Genomic DNA, 13,209 nt, shown 5'->3' with positions numbered 1-13,209 from the left:
CCTCGCCATGAGGGGCAGAGCCGGATTAGCGCCGCCCGGCGAGCGGGTCGTTCGGGTCGACGCTGTCGCGAAACGGCTTGCGCCGGTCGAGGTTCGTCAGCTGGTAGACGTTGCCCAGCCAGTTGTTCATCACCGCCAGTGCGGTGTCGTGCCAGGTGTTGTCCAGGCGGTCGAGCAGCAGTGCCTCCGGCAGTGCCGGGATCTCGGTGCAGTGCTCGACCGCGACCTGCACATGCTCGCGGTGCTCGTCGAGGATCGCCGCCGCCTGCGGCAGCAGGTAGTTCTCCGGCAGGGGCGGATAGCTCTCGCGCTCGCCCTGGATGTAGCGCACGACCTCGCGCTTGTACTCCTTGAGCAGGCTGATCGAGTCGTACTCCGGATGCCCCTGGAAGAAGACCATGCGGAAACCATCCGGTGATGCACCCAGATGGATGCCGGACTGCTCGCTCTCCACCAGTACACGCAGGCCGTGGCGCTCGAACTGCTCGCGCGAGACGTCGTTGTAGCGCGAGTGTGGCACGTCGAAACGCGTGTTCACGCCGGTGACCAGCGGGTGGCCGCGGTCCACCACGCGATGCGGGAACACGCCCCACAGCTTCTCGCCCATGTGCACGCGATGCTCGCCGTAGCGGGCCTGCAGTACGGCGTGGGTGGCAAGGCAGGAGCACAGCGTGGAGGTCACGTTGTCCCAGGCCCAGTCGACGACCTCCGCCAGGGGCTCCCAGAACGGCTCCAGCGCCAGATCGGGCTGGGTCACGTTGGCCCCGGTGATGATCAGCGCGTCGAGGCCATCCTTCTTCAGATCCTCGAAGTCCTCGTAGTAGTGCTTGATGTGATCGCGCCCCTTCGGCCCGCGCTTGAGTTGCGGCAGGGTAAAGGGATGGATGTAGAACTGCGCGATCTGGTTGCTCTCGCCAATCAGGCGGAAGAACTGGCGCTCGGTGGCCGCCAGGGCGGCGTCCGGCATCATGTTGAGCAGCCCGATGTGCAGCGCGCGGATCTCCTGCTGCTGGGCGAAGTCGCTGGGCAGTACGGTCTCGCCTTCGCTCTTCAGGCGGGCGAAGGTGGGCAGGTCCGAGTGGGCAACGAGTGGCATTACAGTCGCGCCTCCCGCTCCAGGGCCATGCACACCAGGTCGTCAAAGTCCGCGGCGTTGCGGACCTGCGCGAGCTCGGTGGTGCTGATGGTGTAGCCGTGTGCCTCCGCGATTGCCTCGTAGCGTGGCAGGCGCGCGCGGAACAGGCGCGAGAACACCCAGCGCACAAAGGCGTCCGGGTCGATCTGGGCGACATAGTCCAGCCCCTCGTCGCGCATGTACTCGGCAAGCTGCTGGTCGAGGAAGGCCTCGCGGTAGTACAGCGGCTTCGGGTCGCGTTCCGCGCGCTCGATCAGCTGGCGCTCGTCTTCGTCAGTCGCCTTGATGTAGAGGATCAGCGTGTGCTCGGCGAGGGTCTCCAGGACGCCGGGGCTGTCCAGTTCGCAGACCGAGCCGCCGGCGTCGTTGACGAAATGCGGATAGCCGAACAGCGTCTGCGACTTGTGGATGAAGTCCGGCACGTCGAGCATCGCCTGCACCTCGGACTCGTGGTGCAGGTTCTGGCGGCGCTTGAACTCGGTCAGCGGCAGGCCGCCCTGTTCCGGGTTGCCGAGCTTGCCGAGGAAGCTCGCGACCGGGTGCAGGTTGTCCACCGTGATGTTGTTGATGACCTGGATCGAGTCCGAGCGCAGCAGGTCGCGCAGAAACGGCACGGCCATCGCCTGGGCCTTGATGTTGTCCAGGATCGGTTCGCTCAGGTAGCGCGTGCCGATGCGGTAGTCACCCGAGTAGTGGAACCACTCCTCGCGTCGGAGCATGTTGGACAGGCGCGTCTTGCCGACACCGGACATCCCCAGCAGGGTGATCCGGCGATGGTCCAGTTGGCGGTATTCTTCGGGCGAAAGGCGCATGTCCGGGTTTCGTTTAACGTCGCAGGATGAACAGGATACCCGCGATCACGGCCAGACCGCTGATCACATAGTGGTCGTACTGAAACTGCAGCCCCAGCAGGCCGCGCAGGCCGAACAGGATCAGCCACGCGCCCAGCAGAATGTTTCCTAGCATGCGCATCCCTGCGTTTCTCCCCGTCTATCGTTAGCGGATCAGTTGACTGAGCTCGCGGAACTGCGGGTCGGCCGCGTCGCGCAGCCACTCGAACAGTACCGATTCGTGGTTCGTGATGATCGCGCCCGCCGCGCGCAGTCGCTCCAGTCCGTTGCGCTTGCGCGTGGCGTCGCGCGAGCAGACCGCATCCTCGACCACGAACACGGTAACACCTGCGTCCAGCAGTTCCAGGGCCGTCTGTGTGACGCAGATATGTGTCTCGGCGCCGGTCAGGACGATCTGGTCGCCACCGGTCAGGCGCGCGTGCAGGTCATCTTCCGCACAGCAGGAGAAGGCCGTCTTGTCGGTCAGCGTGCCGTGCCCGTCCAGCGCCTGCTGCAGGCTCGCCGCCACCTCGCCCAGCCCCTTTGGGTACTGGCGCGAGACCTCGATCGGGACGCCCAGCTTGCGTGCGGCCTCGACGAGCCGTGCGGTGTGGCGCTCCACCGCCTCGCGTTCGCTGTCCGGCATGGCGGCCAGCAGCCGCTCCTGCAGGTCGATCAGGACCAGGCGGGAGCGGACACGGTCGCAACGGGCGCGTGGATCGACGGTCATCGCTCCAGCAGCTGGTTGATCGACTCCAGGTCCGCGACGCTCAGGCGGCCGGCGGCGCGCTGCAGGCGCAGCGAGTCGGTCAGGAAGCCGTAGCGGGCCTCGGCGTAGTCACGCTCGGCGCGGAACACCTCGCGCAGGGCCAGCAGCACGTCGACCTGGGTACGCGTGCCGACCTCGAACCCGGCTTCGGCCGACTCGAAGGCGGCCTGGGTGGAGATCAGTGCCTGCTCCAGGGCGCGCACGCGCGAGCTGTTCGCGATCACCGACAGATAGGCATTGCGCGTGTCCTGGGTGGTGCGGCGTTCAACGAGCGACTGGCCTTCCTGTGCGGCCTGGAAGTCCTCGCGGGCCTGGCGGGTCAGCGCGCTCACGCGCCCGCCGGTATAGAACGGCACCTCCAGGCGCACGCCCACCTGGGCCTCGGTGCCTTCGTTGAACAGGGGCCCCGCGCCCTGCGCGCCAGCGCCGCCGTCATCGATACCGTGGAAACGGTTTTCGCTGACCGAGGCGTTCAGGTTCAGCCTTGGCTGGCCCTCGGCGCGCTGACGCTGGATCTGCTCGCGGGCGGTCTCGGTGGTCAGACGCTGGGCAGCCAGCTCCAGGTTATTTTCCAGCGCGATATCGACCCATGCCTGGGCATCGGCCGGTTCTGGCGGGGTTAGTTCGGCATCCTCGCGCAGCACGTCGAGTTCGTCCCAGTACGTATTGGTGATTACCGCGAGTTGTTCGCGCGCCACGTCCAGCTGGTTCTCCGCGGCGATGCGTTCGGCCTCGGCGATGTCGCGCTGGGCCTGGGCCTCTTTCACGTCGGTGCTGGCGATCAGGCCCACCTCGAAGCGGCGCTCGGTCTGTTCCAGCTGGCGGCCGATGGCCTCGAGCTCCGCCTCGCGAAAGGCCAGCGTCTCCTGTGCAACCAGCACATCGAAGTAGGCCTCGGAGACGCGCAGGATCAGGTCCTGGCGGGCGGCGTCCAGCTCGGCCTCCGCGCGCGCGATCTCGAGATCGGCCTGGGTCAGTTCAATGAAATTGCGGCGGTCGTAGAGGCTCTGCATCAGCGATACGCCAAAGCTGGTCTGGCGTCCGTCGAAGCTGTCCTGGTTGCGATAGTTGTTGTAGAAGGCGCCGGCCTCGGCCTCGCCGGTGATCTGCGGCAGGAAGGCGGAGCGCGCGATCGGACGGTTCTCGAGCACGCTGCGGTACTCGGCCTTGGCCGCGCGCAGCTCGGCGTCTTCCGTGGCGGCGCGCTCGTAGACCTCAAGCAGGCTGGCGGCCGGGGCGGGACTGGCCACCAGCAGGGCGATGCCGGCAGTCGCCAGCGTGGAAAAAATACGTTTGACGGACCGGTTCATGGGCGCGGCTTCCTGAATAGACAGGGAAAGCTCCATCGTAGGGAAACACCGGGCAATGTGCACGCGGACCCGTGTTTCTGCGATGGAGACCCCGGCGGGCGGACGGCCGGGGGTGGGAAGTCAGAATTCGAACGCGGGTTTCGGTTCGAAACCGACCAGCGGCTCCACACGCGTCTCGAACAGCACGTCGTGGCGGACGCTGTCCTCGGTGGTGCGGGTAATCAGGTTGGCCTGCATGATCGGGCCGTCACCGGTGATCACGAACAGCCGGCCACCCAGGGTCAGGTAGCGTTCGAGGAAGTCGTTGTATTCGGTCATCGCGCCGGTCAGTACGATCACGTCATAGCGCTCGCGCGGCGGAGCCCACTCGGGGGTCACGGTGGCGGTGCGCAGGCTGGCGTTCTCCAGCCCCAGGTCGACCAGCGTATTGCGCGCATTCAGACGCAGTTCGTCGATGCGCTCGATGGAGTCGACGTGCGCGGCCAGGCGTGCCAGGCAGGCGGTGACATAGCCGGAGCCGGTACCGATCTCCAGCACCGTCTCGGTCGGCTGCGCGGCGGCGGCCTGCAGCAGGCGGCCGATCACCACCGGTGGCAGGGTGTGCGCGCCATGGCCGAGCGGGATCTCGGAGTCGGCGTACGCCAGGGCCTTGTAGGCGTCCGGCATGAAGCGTTCGCGTGGAAGCGTTTCCATCACGTCCAGTACACGCATGTCCAGCACGTCCCAGGGACGGACCTGCTGTTCAACCATGTTCATCCGGGCCAGGGCGAAATCCATCGCGGAGTCCTCGAGTACGTCAATAGCGGCGAAAGAGTACGTTCGCACGCTCGTCCAGGCAAGTTGCTGTAGGAGGCCAGCCCTCTGGCCGATGGGCCCGGACCGACAGCCGATCGGCCAGAGGGCTGGCCTCCTACGGGTTCGGGGCGGTGTGGAGGGCATCCTCGATCGCCCGGATACGCGCACGTTCCAGGGCCTCGCCGAGGGCCTTGCCCTTGTGCCCCTCGGCCATCAGGGTCTGGACGTCGACCCCCTGCGCGGCCGCCACGGCGCGGCGCACCGCATCGGCCTGGGGATAGGGTTTGTCCTGCCAGCCGGTGCGCCCGCGAAAATCTGCCTCCACCGCGAGCAGGAAGGGCTCGACGTTGTCCGGCCGGCGCAGGGCATCGAGCCCGTCTACGAGTTTCATCACCGTCTTCGGGCGCAGCTCGAAGACCCGGTGCACCAGTCCGTGATAGCGCGCGACCCGCACGGCCAGTTCGCGGTAGCGGTTGGGGATGCGCAGGCGCTCGGCCAGTGCGCGGATCAGTACGACCCCGCGCTCCTCGTGGCCGTGGTGGCTGGGCAGGATCTCGGGGTCGGTGTTGCCCTTGCCGAGGTCGTGGACCAGCGCAGCGAAGCGGACCTCCGGGGACTCGGACAGGCGGGTGGCCTGGTCCAGCACCATCAGGGTATGCACGCCGGTATCGATCTCCGGGTGGTAGCGCGCCGGCTGCGGGACGCCGAACAGGCATTCGATCTCGGGGAACAGGCGGGCCAGCGCCCCGGCCTCGCGCAGCACCTCGATGAAGCGGCGCGGGGCCGGGCTCTTCAGGGCCTTTTCGCACTCGGCCCAGACGCGTTCCGGTACCAGCGCATCGACCTCGCCGGAGGTGACCAGCTCGCGCATCAGTTCCCGCGTGTCATCGGCGACCCGAAAGCCCCATGGCTTCAGTTGTGCGGCAAAGCGGGCCACGCGCAGCAGTCGCACCGGGTCCTCGGCGAAGGCGGGCGAGACGTGACGCAGCACGCGCGCCTCGAGGTCGGTCTGGCCGTTGTAGCAGTCGATCAGATGGCCGTCGGCGTCCTCCGCCATCGCGTTGATGGTCAGGTCACGCCGTTCGAGGTCGGCCTCCAGCGTGACCTCGGGCGAGGCATTGAACTGGAAGCCGTGGTAGCCGCGCGCGGTCTTGCGCTCGGTGCGCGCCAGCGCATATTCCTCGTGCGTCTCGGGGTGCAGAAAGACCGGGAAATCCCGCCCCACCGGGCGGAAGCCGGCAGCCTCCATGGCCTCGGGCGTGGAGCCCACCACCACGTAGTCGCGTTCATGCACCGGGCGCCCCAGCAGCCGGTCGCGCACCGCGCCCCCGACGAGATAGGTCTGCATGACGCCCGCGCGGCCGCTAGCCGCGGTCGACCTCGCGGGTATGGGTGCGCAGGGCCTGCTTGCGTGCCTCGATGCCGCCACCGAGGTACTCCGGGGCGATCGCCTCGAGGCGCGTCGGGCAGGGCAGACGCGACTCACCCTCGCAGACGCTGTCGATGGTCAGCGAGGCGAAGTTGTCGCGCGACAGCGGCTTGCCGGGCACGAACTCGAACACGCTGGCCTGCAGCTTTCCGGCCCAGTCGGGGAGCGCGATGACCGGGCGGCGGTGGCCGATCAGGCGGCCGACATAGCGCACCAGCTCTTCCAGGCTGTAGGTCTGCGGACCGCACAGCTCAAAGCCCTCGCCGAAGGTCTCCGGATCCTCCAGGGCATCCACGAAATGCTCGGCGACATCGCCCACGTAGACGGGCGCGAACTTCGCGTCCGCCCTTGCCAGCGGCATGAACGGCGAGATCTTCAGCAGGGTGGCGAAGCGGTTCAGGAAGGAGTCGTCGCGCCCGAAGATCACCGACGGACGAAACACCGTGACCGGGAACGCATCGCAGGCGAATACCAGCTGTTCAGCCTCGCCCTTGGTGCGCAGGTAGTGGCTGGGCGGGTTCTCCATGTCGGCCTTCAGCGCGCTCATCTGCAGGAAGCGGCGCACCCCGCAGCTTTCGGCGGCCGCCAGGGCCTTCTGCGTCAGTTCCACATGCGCGGCGCGAAAGCCCGAGCCGTTGCGGCCGCGCTCGTTCAGGATGCCGACCAGGTTGATCACCGCGTCCTGCCCCGCAAAGACGCGCTCCAGCGTGGCCGGGTCGTGGGCGCTGCCCTCGACCAGATCGACCTCGGGGTTCACCAGCAGGTCACGGTGGCGGTGCGGGCGCCGCGACAGCACGCGCACGCGGATACCGCGATCGATCAGGCGGCGGATGATCTGGTGGCCGACAAAGCCGGTGCCGCCGAGGAGGCAGACAGAGCGAATCGAATCAATCGACATGGTCCCAAGGTCCTTCCGAAAGCCAGTGGGGCTGGTCTTATACTCGGGTGACTGTCAATCTTCAAACCGGGTTCCGCAAGCGCCCTTTAAACTTCAGAGGCCTCGACATGACCGACCTGACCGCGATCAATCCCGCCACTGGCGAAACACTGGCCCGGTACCCGCGGATGGGTCCCGAGGCCCTGGAGGCCGCGCTGGCGCGGGCGGCCAGCGCCCAGCAGGACTGGGCGGCGCATCCGGCTTCGGTACGGGCCCAGTGCCTGCGCGATCTGGCTGCCGTGCTGCGGGATCAGCGCGAGGCGCTGGCGCGCACTGCCACTCAGGAGATGGGCAAGCGCCTGGTCGAGGCACGTGCCGAGGTCGACAAGTGTGCGAATGGCTGCGAGTACTATGCCGATCGCGGTCCGGACTTTCTCCGGGACACGATGATCGCCTCGGACGCGAGCCGATCGTTCATCGCCTGGCAGCCACTGGGCACCGTCCTGTTGGTCATGCCCTGGAACTTCCCCTACTGGCAGGCCTTTCGTCAGGCGCTCCCGGCGACCCTTGCCGGCAACACCGTGCTACTCAAGCATGCCTCCAATGTCCCAGGCTGCGCCGAGCACCTGGAGCGTGTGTTCACTGAAGCCGGTCTGCCCGAAGGCGTGTTCCAGAACCTGCCGGTCGGGTCGGACGCGGTAGAGGGCATCATTGCCGATACCCGCGTGCAGGGCGTGAGCCTGACGGGATCGGAAAGGGCCGGGCGCGCGGTGGGCGCGGCTGCCGGCAAGGCGCTCAAGACCTCGGTGCTGGAGCTGGGCGGCTCGGATGCCTTCGTCGTGCTGGCGGACGCCGACCTCGACCATACCGTCGAGCAGGCGGTGCGCGGGCGTTTCCAGAACAACGGTGAAACCTGCATCGCCGCCAAGCGCTTCATCGTCGAGGAATCGATCGCGGACGCCTTTGTGGAGCGATTCCGGGCGGCCATCGAGGCGCTGGTAATCGGCGACCCGATGAGCGACGACACGAATATCGGGCCGCTGGCGCGCGACGACCTGCGTGACGAGCTGCACGACCAGGTCCGGCGCAGTGTCGCCGCCGGCGCGCGGCTCGTTACCGGCGGCGAGCCGCTCGAGCGGGCGGGCTACTTCTACCCGCCCACGCTGCTGGACGCGGTCGAACCGGGTATGCCCGCCTTCGACGAGGAGACCTTTGGCCCGGTCGCCGCGGTGACCCGCGCACGCAACGCGGATCACGCGATCACGCTCGCCAATCGTTCGCGTTTCGGTCTGGGCGGCAGTGTCTGGACCGCCGACCCGGTACGTGGCGAGGTCCTGGCCCGGCGCCTGGAATGCGGCTGCGCCTTCGTCAACGGCATCGTCAAGAGCGACCCGCGCCTGCCCTTCGGTGGGGTCAAGGACTCGGGCTACGGCCGCGAACTCTCCGAACTTGGCATCCGGGAGTTCCAGAACGCCAAGACGATCTGGGTGGGATAGCACCACCCTGGCCAGGAGCGTCCTCTAGTGCGCGGGAGCACTCCGGGGGCGGGCGCGGTACAGGCCGAGTTCCAGGCGGCTGTGGCGGTCGGCGTGATCACGCTTTTCCAGGATGCGGGCCACCAGGGGCTCGTCGCGGTCCAGCAGCTCGGCGGCCAGGCCGTTGCGGTCCCGTGGCAGGTAGCCGAGTTGGTGGTCGACCCAGTCGATGGCGACGGCCTTGTCGTCGTGGGGGTTCAGCCGCTCCCGGCGCAGGGTCAGGGCCTGGCCGCGCTTCAGGGCGTTCCACAGCTTCGGCGCATCGTGGTGGCGAAAGCCGGCCAGCGGGATGGTCTGCAGCAGTTCCTCGGTGGTGGCGGTGGCGCTGTAGCGCCCGCGCTTGGCGTAGTAGCCGCGCAGGGTGGGGATCGGGCGGGCCTGCTGGGTCTTGTTCGGCATTTCGGACTCCCTGTGGTCTGGATCTTGGGGTCCGTTGTAGCACTGGGGGTGGCTCACAGAATGAGCCACCCCCGTTAATCACCTCTTGAATGCCCCTGGGCGGCTTCCCAGTGCACGGTGTCGCCACGCCGAATGGTGCCCGGCCCCAGGGGCCGCAGGCAGATACCGCTGTCCTGGCGCAGGGCCCCCGCGAGGTTGTAGCCGACCACCTGGTTGAGCCAGCCGCAGGGCGGGCGCGGCCGGGTGATGGCGAAACGCACGGCACCGATGCGCAGGATCCCCGCGCGCGGGCTGCGTCGGAGGCCGCTGACCACGAGGTTGCGGCGGTGGTCGCCGGGCACCGGGGTTGCGGGCTGGCGCAGGCGGCGCGCCCGTCGCGTGGCGCGCTCCATCTCGGCGCTGCAGATGAGGGTGACGGGGCAGGCTTCCACCGTGTGCCAGTGGCCATGTCCGGTGGCGTAGCGATCTCCGGTCAGGCCCGCTTCGGTGACATCCACGGCGGCGCGCTCGCACATGGGTGCGCCGGCCTGGTCGGCGATCCAGATCGCCTCCAGTCGGCCGGAGGCGGTGGTGGATTTGCGGTGGGCCAGCCAACGGCGCAGCATCAGGACGAAGCCGGGTATTGCGCAGCGGCCTCGTGCAGCGTGGCGGCGACGCGGGCGCGCAGGGTTTCGGGGGCCAGGACCTCGACCCCGGCGCCGTGGCGCAGGATCTCCTGGATCAGCTCGGTGGGATCCCCGAAGGGGACTCGCAGATGGTAGTGCTCGCCTTCGAAGTGGCCGGTCTGGTCCGGGTGCCAGGTCTCGTCCGCGACCCAGCGCGCGTGTTCCGGGGTGAAGCGCAGCACCGCCCATCCCTGCGCGGGACCGGTGAAGATGCCGAAGGCCGCGCCGGTGTGGGCATCCAGCGTGGACTCGTCAATATCGCGGTAGGTGCCCTCGGCCGGGGCTGACGAACGGATGCGTTCCAGGGCAAAGGTGCGCAGGTCCTGTGCCTGCTCGCACCAGGCGATCAGATACCAGTTGTCGCGGTAGTAGAGCAGGCGTTGCGGGTGCACGACGCGCCGGGTCGCGGTGTCGCGGGCGCGACCGTGGTACTCGATTGCGATTGGCTGTTCGTCCAGCGTGGCGGCGGCCACGGCCTGAAAACCCTCGCTTCGCCCGACCCGTTGCGCCAGCGGCCGGATGCGGATGCGACGACGCACGGCGTCCGGCTGGTGTCCGCCGCTGGCGAGCAGCTCGCGGATGCGACCCTTCAGTGGACCCAGCGTGGGTGCCAGCAGACCCGGCTGCACGTCTTCCAGCAGCTGCTCCATGGTCAGAAGCGCCAGCAATTCGGATTCGTTGAACCACAGCCCCGGCAGTTCGAAGGCCGGGGCGTCCTGCCCATATCGGTAGCCGTTGGCCTGCGGGTCGTACTCAATCGGCGCCTGCATGAAGTCGCGCATGTACTCGAGGTCGCGCTTGATGGTGGCGCGCGAGACCTCGAGCCGTTCCATCAGGTCCGCCAGTGACGGCGGGCGCCGCGCCTGCAGCAGGCGGTGCAGATGAAAGATGCGTTCGGCGCGGTTCACCGGGTCAGCAGGGAGACGGTCATGTTCGGAACGCTAAGCGTAAATGCGGTCTTTTCGCAATGCTGTGGGCTTGATGGTGGGTCGGAGCGCTCCCGGTCGAGCCGATGACCTGGAGGTTTCGTGCACGGCGTTCGGAGCGATGTGTGTTTTCGCAGGCCGTTAGTTGTGCAAGGGGGCACGGCGACGTCGATGAAGCTTCGCGTTGCGAATTGCGCCGACAGACGGTCAGCCCTTCCAGGCATGCTTCCAGCATGAGCTCCCGAATCGTTTCATGTTCGGACTCCCGAGAGCGTGGCCCGCAGCAGTCATCTGGTGCGACTGTGCCGGACTCGAACAGGTGGTGCAGCTCCTCTCCCTGCCACTCGGCGATGACGCGGCGTGAGGCGCTGTCGATGATCCGCAGCGAAGGGTGGGTGCGTTCCAGCCAGGCATCCAGTGTGAACATCCGAGACCTCCTAAAGGAAATGAGAAGCGTTCGCAATTGAAGGTTGAAGAAAGACAGCGCACGGGTCAAGTGGCTTTCCGGGTTTTTGTGAAAAATTCAGACCCATCCGACTCTCGGGTTGCCAAGGGAGAGATGCTGCGGCTCCTGCCGCTCGCGCCCAGGAGGTTGTTTCAGTGGGGCAGGCCCCGCGCGATACCGGAGACAATCGTCATGGATAGTCCAGACGGAGCGCGAGGCGGCGTTGGCCGGGGGGAATAGGGGGCGATCGATGCACCGCACCGCGCCCATTTTCCGACGAGTAGCGTTTGCCCTTCATCAGGATGGCCTGTCCAGCTTCGGTGATTAACGGAGACCGCCCGCCTAGCACGCCCTCGTTGTCGTTCTGTTGCAGTCGTTCGCGGTTCAGGTGTCGCTCGTCCGCGTACTCGGTGCCGGGCCCGACGTAGGTGCACAACATCCGAAGGACATTGTTGTCCACATGGAACAAAGGGCAGGGCTGGTGATCGAGGACTTCGAGCTGAATCCTGACGCTGACCGCGCTCGCAACGATGGCGAATGCATGGGCGAGATGTTCAATGTCCCGGCCCAGCAGATGGACCTGGAATGGGGGCTGTCCGGTGGCTTCCAGGAGCCGGAGCCGTACCTGGTCGGGACGGCAGCGGGTATCCAGCAGCATACGCGGCTCGGTACTGGCCAGGGCTTCCGACTGAGTTGACAGGGCTGGGCCCAGAGATCGCCTCCAGATCAGGGCATTGACCTCTTCACGGTGGATGCCCAGGAGCTCCCGGGCCTGGTCGACGAAGCGGTGACGGCTGGAAGGCCCTGGGCGATTCGCGGGTTGATTCTCCGGACTCATGCGGATGAAACCTCTCGGGTCCGGGATTCTTCCGGCGATCCCTCGGGCTCGTCCGAAAGGCGCCAGACCGGAAACGGGTCCTCGAAGTACTGCCATTGCTGCGGGCCCGCCGCCATTTCGTCGTCGGTGAGCAGGCAGGCATCGAGACGCTGGCGCATGGCGTCTGCGTCCATTTTTATACCGATCAGTACGATCTCCTGGCGGCGATCGCCGAAACGTTCGTCCCATACTGGCGCTATGGCCGTGTCCCACCAGTCCTCGTTAGTGGGACGTTTCTCCGGCGGTACGGCGGCCCACCAGAAGCCGGCGGCGTGATGCGTCAACGCGCCGCCGGCCTGCGACAGTGTGCCGGCCCAGTCCGGGCGCGAGGCCAGCCAGAACCAGCCCTTGCTGCGGATCACGCCGGGCCACTCCTGGTGCAGCAGGTCAAAGAAGCGGGCCGGGTGGAACGGGCGATTCACCCGATACACGATGCTCGAGATCCCGTATTCCTCGGTTTCCGGCGTGTGTCCGCCCATCATCTCCTGCGCCCAGCCAGCGGCCTGCGATGCGCGGTCGAAGTCGAAGTGGCCGGTGCCCAGAAGCAGTTCGAGGGGAACGTTGCCATGGGTGGCCTCGATCACATGCGCTTCGCGGTTCAGGCCGCGGACCACGCCGCGAACGGTCGCGAGTTCATCGGGCGTCGCGCGGTCCACCTTGTTGATGATGATGACATCTGCAAACTCCATTTGATCCACCAGAAGGTCGACGACGGTGCGCTCGTCCTCCTCGCCCAGTGATTCACCCCGATCCCCTAGATAATCGGTGGAGGCATAGTCCTTCAGCAGGGCGCCGGCGTCGACGACGGTCACCATGGTGTCGAGGCGGGCGACATCATCCAGGGACTGACCGTTCTCGTCGCGGAAGGCGAAGGTGGCGGCCACGGGCATGGGCTCGGAAATGCCGGTGGATTCGATGACCAGGTAGTCGTATTGCCCGGATTCGGCGAGGCGGCGCACCTCCACCAGCAGGTCGTCCCGCAGCGTGCAGCAGATGCAGCCGTTGGTCATCTCGACCATGCGGGCATCGGTACGGGTGACGGCATCCTGGCCGCCGCGCACCAGGGCGCTGTCGATGTTGACCTCGCTCATGTCGTTGACGATGACCGCGACGCGCAGCCCCGACTGGTTGTGCAGGATGTTGTTCAGCAGCGTGGTCTTGCCGGCGCCGAGAAAGCCGGAGAGGACGGTGACGGGAAGACGTTTCATTGCTACCTC

Annotated in this window: 15 protein-coding genes; 1 reads left to right on the top strand and 14 read right to left on the bottom strand. The window is 67.1% G+C overall.

Annotated features, from left to right (window positions below; all coding sequences use genetic code 11):
- Positions 1-25: 25 nt before the first annotated feature.
- From C936_RS0101355 to C936_RS0101320, 8 genes are all read right to left on the bottom strand, one after another.
- Positions 26-1,096: a homoserine O-succinyltransferase gene (locus C936_RS0101355; protein WP_018174970.1), complete on the bottom strand. Its 1,071-nt coding sequence runs from the start codon at positions 1,094-1,096 to the stop codon at positions 26-28.
- Positions 1,096-1,947 (bottom strand): hypothetical protein, encoded by an 852-nt coding sequence (locus tag C936_RS0101350; protein WP_018174969.1) that lies wholly within the window; start codon positions 1,945-1,947, stop codon positions 1,096-1,098. Before C936_RS0101350 ends, C936_RS0101355 begins: the two co-directional genes overlap by 1 nt.
- Positions 1,948-1,960: 13 nt before the next feature.
- Complete coding sequence (locus C936_RS14980) at positions 1,961-2,101, bottom strand: hypothetical protein (RefSeq protein ID WP_196799362.1); 141 nt, start codon at positions 2,099-2,101, stop codon at positions 1,961-1,963.
- Between the two features lie 30 nt (positions 2,102-2,131).
- Positions 2,132-2,695, bottom strand: coding sequence for an isochorismatase family protein (locus C936_RS0101340; protein ID WP_018174968.1), 564 nt, complete (start codon positions 2,693-2,695; stop codon positions 2,132-2,134).
- The gene (locus tag C936_RS0101335; RefSeq protein WP_018174967.1) at positions 2,692-4,044 is read right to left on the bottom strand and encodes a TolC family outer membrane protein; all 1,353 of its coding nucleotides are present in this window, start codon (positions 4,042-4,044) and stop codon (positions 2,692-2,694) included. The genes C936_RS0101340 and C936_RS0101335 overlap by 4 nt, the downstream gene beginning before the upstream one ends.
- 120 nt (positions 4,045-4,164) lie before the next feature.
- The gene (locus tag C936_RS0101330) at positions 4,165-4,821 is read right to left on the bottom strand and encodes a protein-L-isoaspartate O-methyltransferase (RefSeq protein WP_018139460.1); all 657 of its coding nucleotides are present in this window, start codon (positions 4,819-4,821) and stop codon (positions 4,165-4,167) included.
- 133 nt (positions 4,822-4,954) lie between these two features.
- Positions 4,955-6,187 carry a multifunctional CCA addition/repair protein gene (locus tag C936_RS0101325; protein WP_018174966.1) on the bottom strand — a complete coding sequence of 411 codons (1,233 nt, stop codon included), beginning with the start codon at positions 6,185-6,187 and terminating at the stop codon, positions 4,955-4,957.
- Between the two features lie 16 nt (positions 6,188-6,203).
- Positions 6,204-7,166 carry a complex I NDUFA9 subunit family protein gene (locus C936_RS0101320; RefSeq protein WP_018174965.1) on the bottom strand — a complete coding sequence of 321 codons (963 nt, stop codon included), beginning with the start codon at positions 7,164-7,166 and terminating at the stop codon, positions 6,204-6,206.
- A gap of 107 nt (positions 7,167-7,273) precedes the next feature.
- Here C936_RS0101320 and C936_RS0101315 point away from each other — a divergent pair, with 107 nt between their 5' ends.
- The gene (locus tag C936_RS0101315) at positions 7,274-8,641 is read left to right on the top strand and encodes an NAD-dependent succinate-semialdehyde dehydrogenase (protein ID WP_018174964.1); all 1,368 of its coding nucleotides are present in this window, start codon (positions 7,274-7,276) and stop codon (positions 8,639-8,641) included.
- Positions 8,642-8,665: 24 nt separating this feature from the next.
- On the opposite strand, the gene C936_RS0101310 is transcribed toward C936_RS0101315, so the two are convergent.
- The 6 genes from C936_RS0101310 to zigA all read right to left on the bottom strand — a co-directional run bounded on the left by C936_RS0101310 (position 8,666) and on the right by zigA (position 13,200).
- Positions 8,666-9,079 carry an HIRAN domain-containing protein gene (locus tag C936_RS0101310; RefSeq protein WP_018139456.1) on the bottom strand — a complete coding sequence of 138 codons (414 nt, stop codon included), beginning with the start codon at positions 9,077-9,079 and terminating at the stop codon, positions 8,666-8,668.
- Between the two features lie 74 nt (positions 9,080-9,153).
- Entirely contained in the window at positions 9,154-9,684 is a 531-nt protein-coding gene (locus tag C936_RS0101305; RefSeq protein ID WP_018174963.1) for an MOSC domain-containing protein, read from the bottom strand.
- Positions 9,684-10,652, bottom strand: coding sequence for a YafY family protein (locus C936_RS0101300; protein WP_018174962.1), 969 nt, complete (start codon positions 10,650-10,652; stop codon positions 9,684-9,686). Before C936_RS0101300 ends, C936_RS0101305 begins: the two co-directional genes overlap by 1 nt.
- A gap of 19 nt (positions 10,653-10,671) precedes the next feature.
- The gene (locus C936_RS14875; RefSeq protein WP_155988202.1) at positions 10,672-11,097 is read right to left on the bottom strand and encodes a hypothetical protein; all 426 of its coding nucleotides are present in this window, start codon (positions 11,095-11,097) and stop codon (positions 10,672-10,674) included.
- A 208-nt stretch (positions 11,098-11,305) separates the two neighbouring features.
- Positions 11,306-11,953: a DUF1826 domain-containing protein gene (locus C936_RS14450; protein ID WP_081616838.1), complete on the bottom strand. Its 648-nt coding sequence runs from the start codon at positions 11,951-11,953 to the stop codon at positions 11,306-11,308.
- On the bottom strand, positions 11,950-13,200 hold the full coding sequence (gene zigA, locus C936_RS0101290; protein ID WP_018174960.1) for a zinc metallochaperone GTPase ZigA: 1,251 nt from the start codon (positions 13,198-13,200) through the stop codon (positions 11,950-11,952). Before zigA ends, C936_RS14450 begins: the two co-directional genes overlap by 4 nt.
- Positions 13,201-13,209: the final 9 nt, after the last annotated feature.

Origin of the sequence: Thioalkalivibrio sp. ALJ4 (genome assembly GCF_000377225.1) — a bacterium.
Lineage (GTDB): Bacteria > Pseudomonadota > Gammaproteobacteria > Ectothiorhodospirales > Ectothiorhodospiraceae > Thioalkalivibrio.
Note: the sequence above shows the minus strand (reverse complement) of the source record. Positions and strands in the feature narration are given on the sequence as shown.

Coding starts and splice junctions, on each gene's coding strand:
- C936_RS0101355 (WP_018174970.1), bottom strand. CDS start 1,096: ATGCCACTCGTTGCCCACTCGGACCTGCCCACCTTCGCCCGCCTGAAG.
- C936_RS0101350 (WP_018174969.1), bottom strand. CDS start 1,947: ATGCGCCTTTCGCCCGAAGAATACCGCCAACTGGACCATCGCCGGATC.
- C936_RS14980 (WP_196799362.1), bottom strand. CDS start 2,101: ATGCTAGGAAACATTCTGCTGGGCGCGTGGCTGATCCTGTTCGGCCTG.
- C936_RS0101340 (WP_018174968.1), bottom strand. CDS start 2,695: ATGACCGTCGATCCACGCGCCCGTTGCGACCGTGTCCGCTCCCGCCTG.
- C936_RS0101335 (WP_018174967.1), bottom strand. CDS start 4,044: ATGAACCGGTCCGTCAAACGTATTTTTTCCACGCTGGCGACTGCCGGC.
- C936_RS0101330 (WP_018139460.1), bottom strand. CDS start 4,821: ATGGATTTCGCCCTGGCCCGGATGAACATGGTTGAACAGCAGGTCCGT.
- C936_RS0101325 (WP_018174966.1), bottom strand. CDS start 6,187: ATGCAGACCTATCTCGTCGGGGGCGCGGTGCGCGACCGGCTGCTGGGG.
- C936_RS0101320 (WP_018174965.1), bottom strand. CDS start 7,166: ATGTCGATTGATTCGATTCGCTCTGTCTGCCTCCTCGGCGGCACCGGC.
- C936_RS0101315 (WP_018174964.1), top strand. CDS start 7,274: ATGACCGACCTGACCGCGATCAATCCCGCCACTGGCGAAACACTGGCC.
- C936_RS0101310 (WP_018139456.1), bottom strand. CDS start 9,079: ATGCCGAACAAGACCCAGCAGGCCCGCCCGATCCCCACCCTGCGCGGC.
- C936_RS0101305 (WP_018174963.1), bottom strand. CDS start 9,684: ATGCTGCGCCGTTGGCTGGCCCACCGCAAATCCACCACCGCCTCCGGC.
- C936_RS14875 (WP_155988202.1), bottom strand. CDS start 11,097: ATGTTCACACTGGATGCCTGGCTGGAACGCACCCACCCTTCGCTGCGG.
- C936_RS14450 (WP_081616838.1), bottom strand. CDS start 11,953: ATGAGTCCGGAGAATCAACCCGCGAATCGCCCAGGGCCTTCCAGCCGT.
- zigA (WP_018174960.1), bottom strand. CDS start 13,200: ATGAAACGTCTTCCCGTCACCGTCCTCTCCGGCTTTCTCGGCGCCGGC.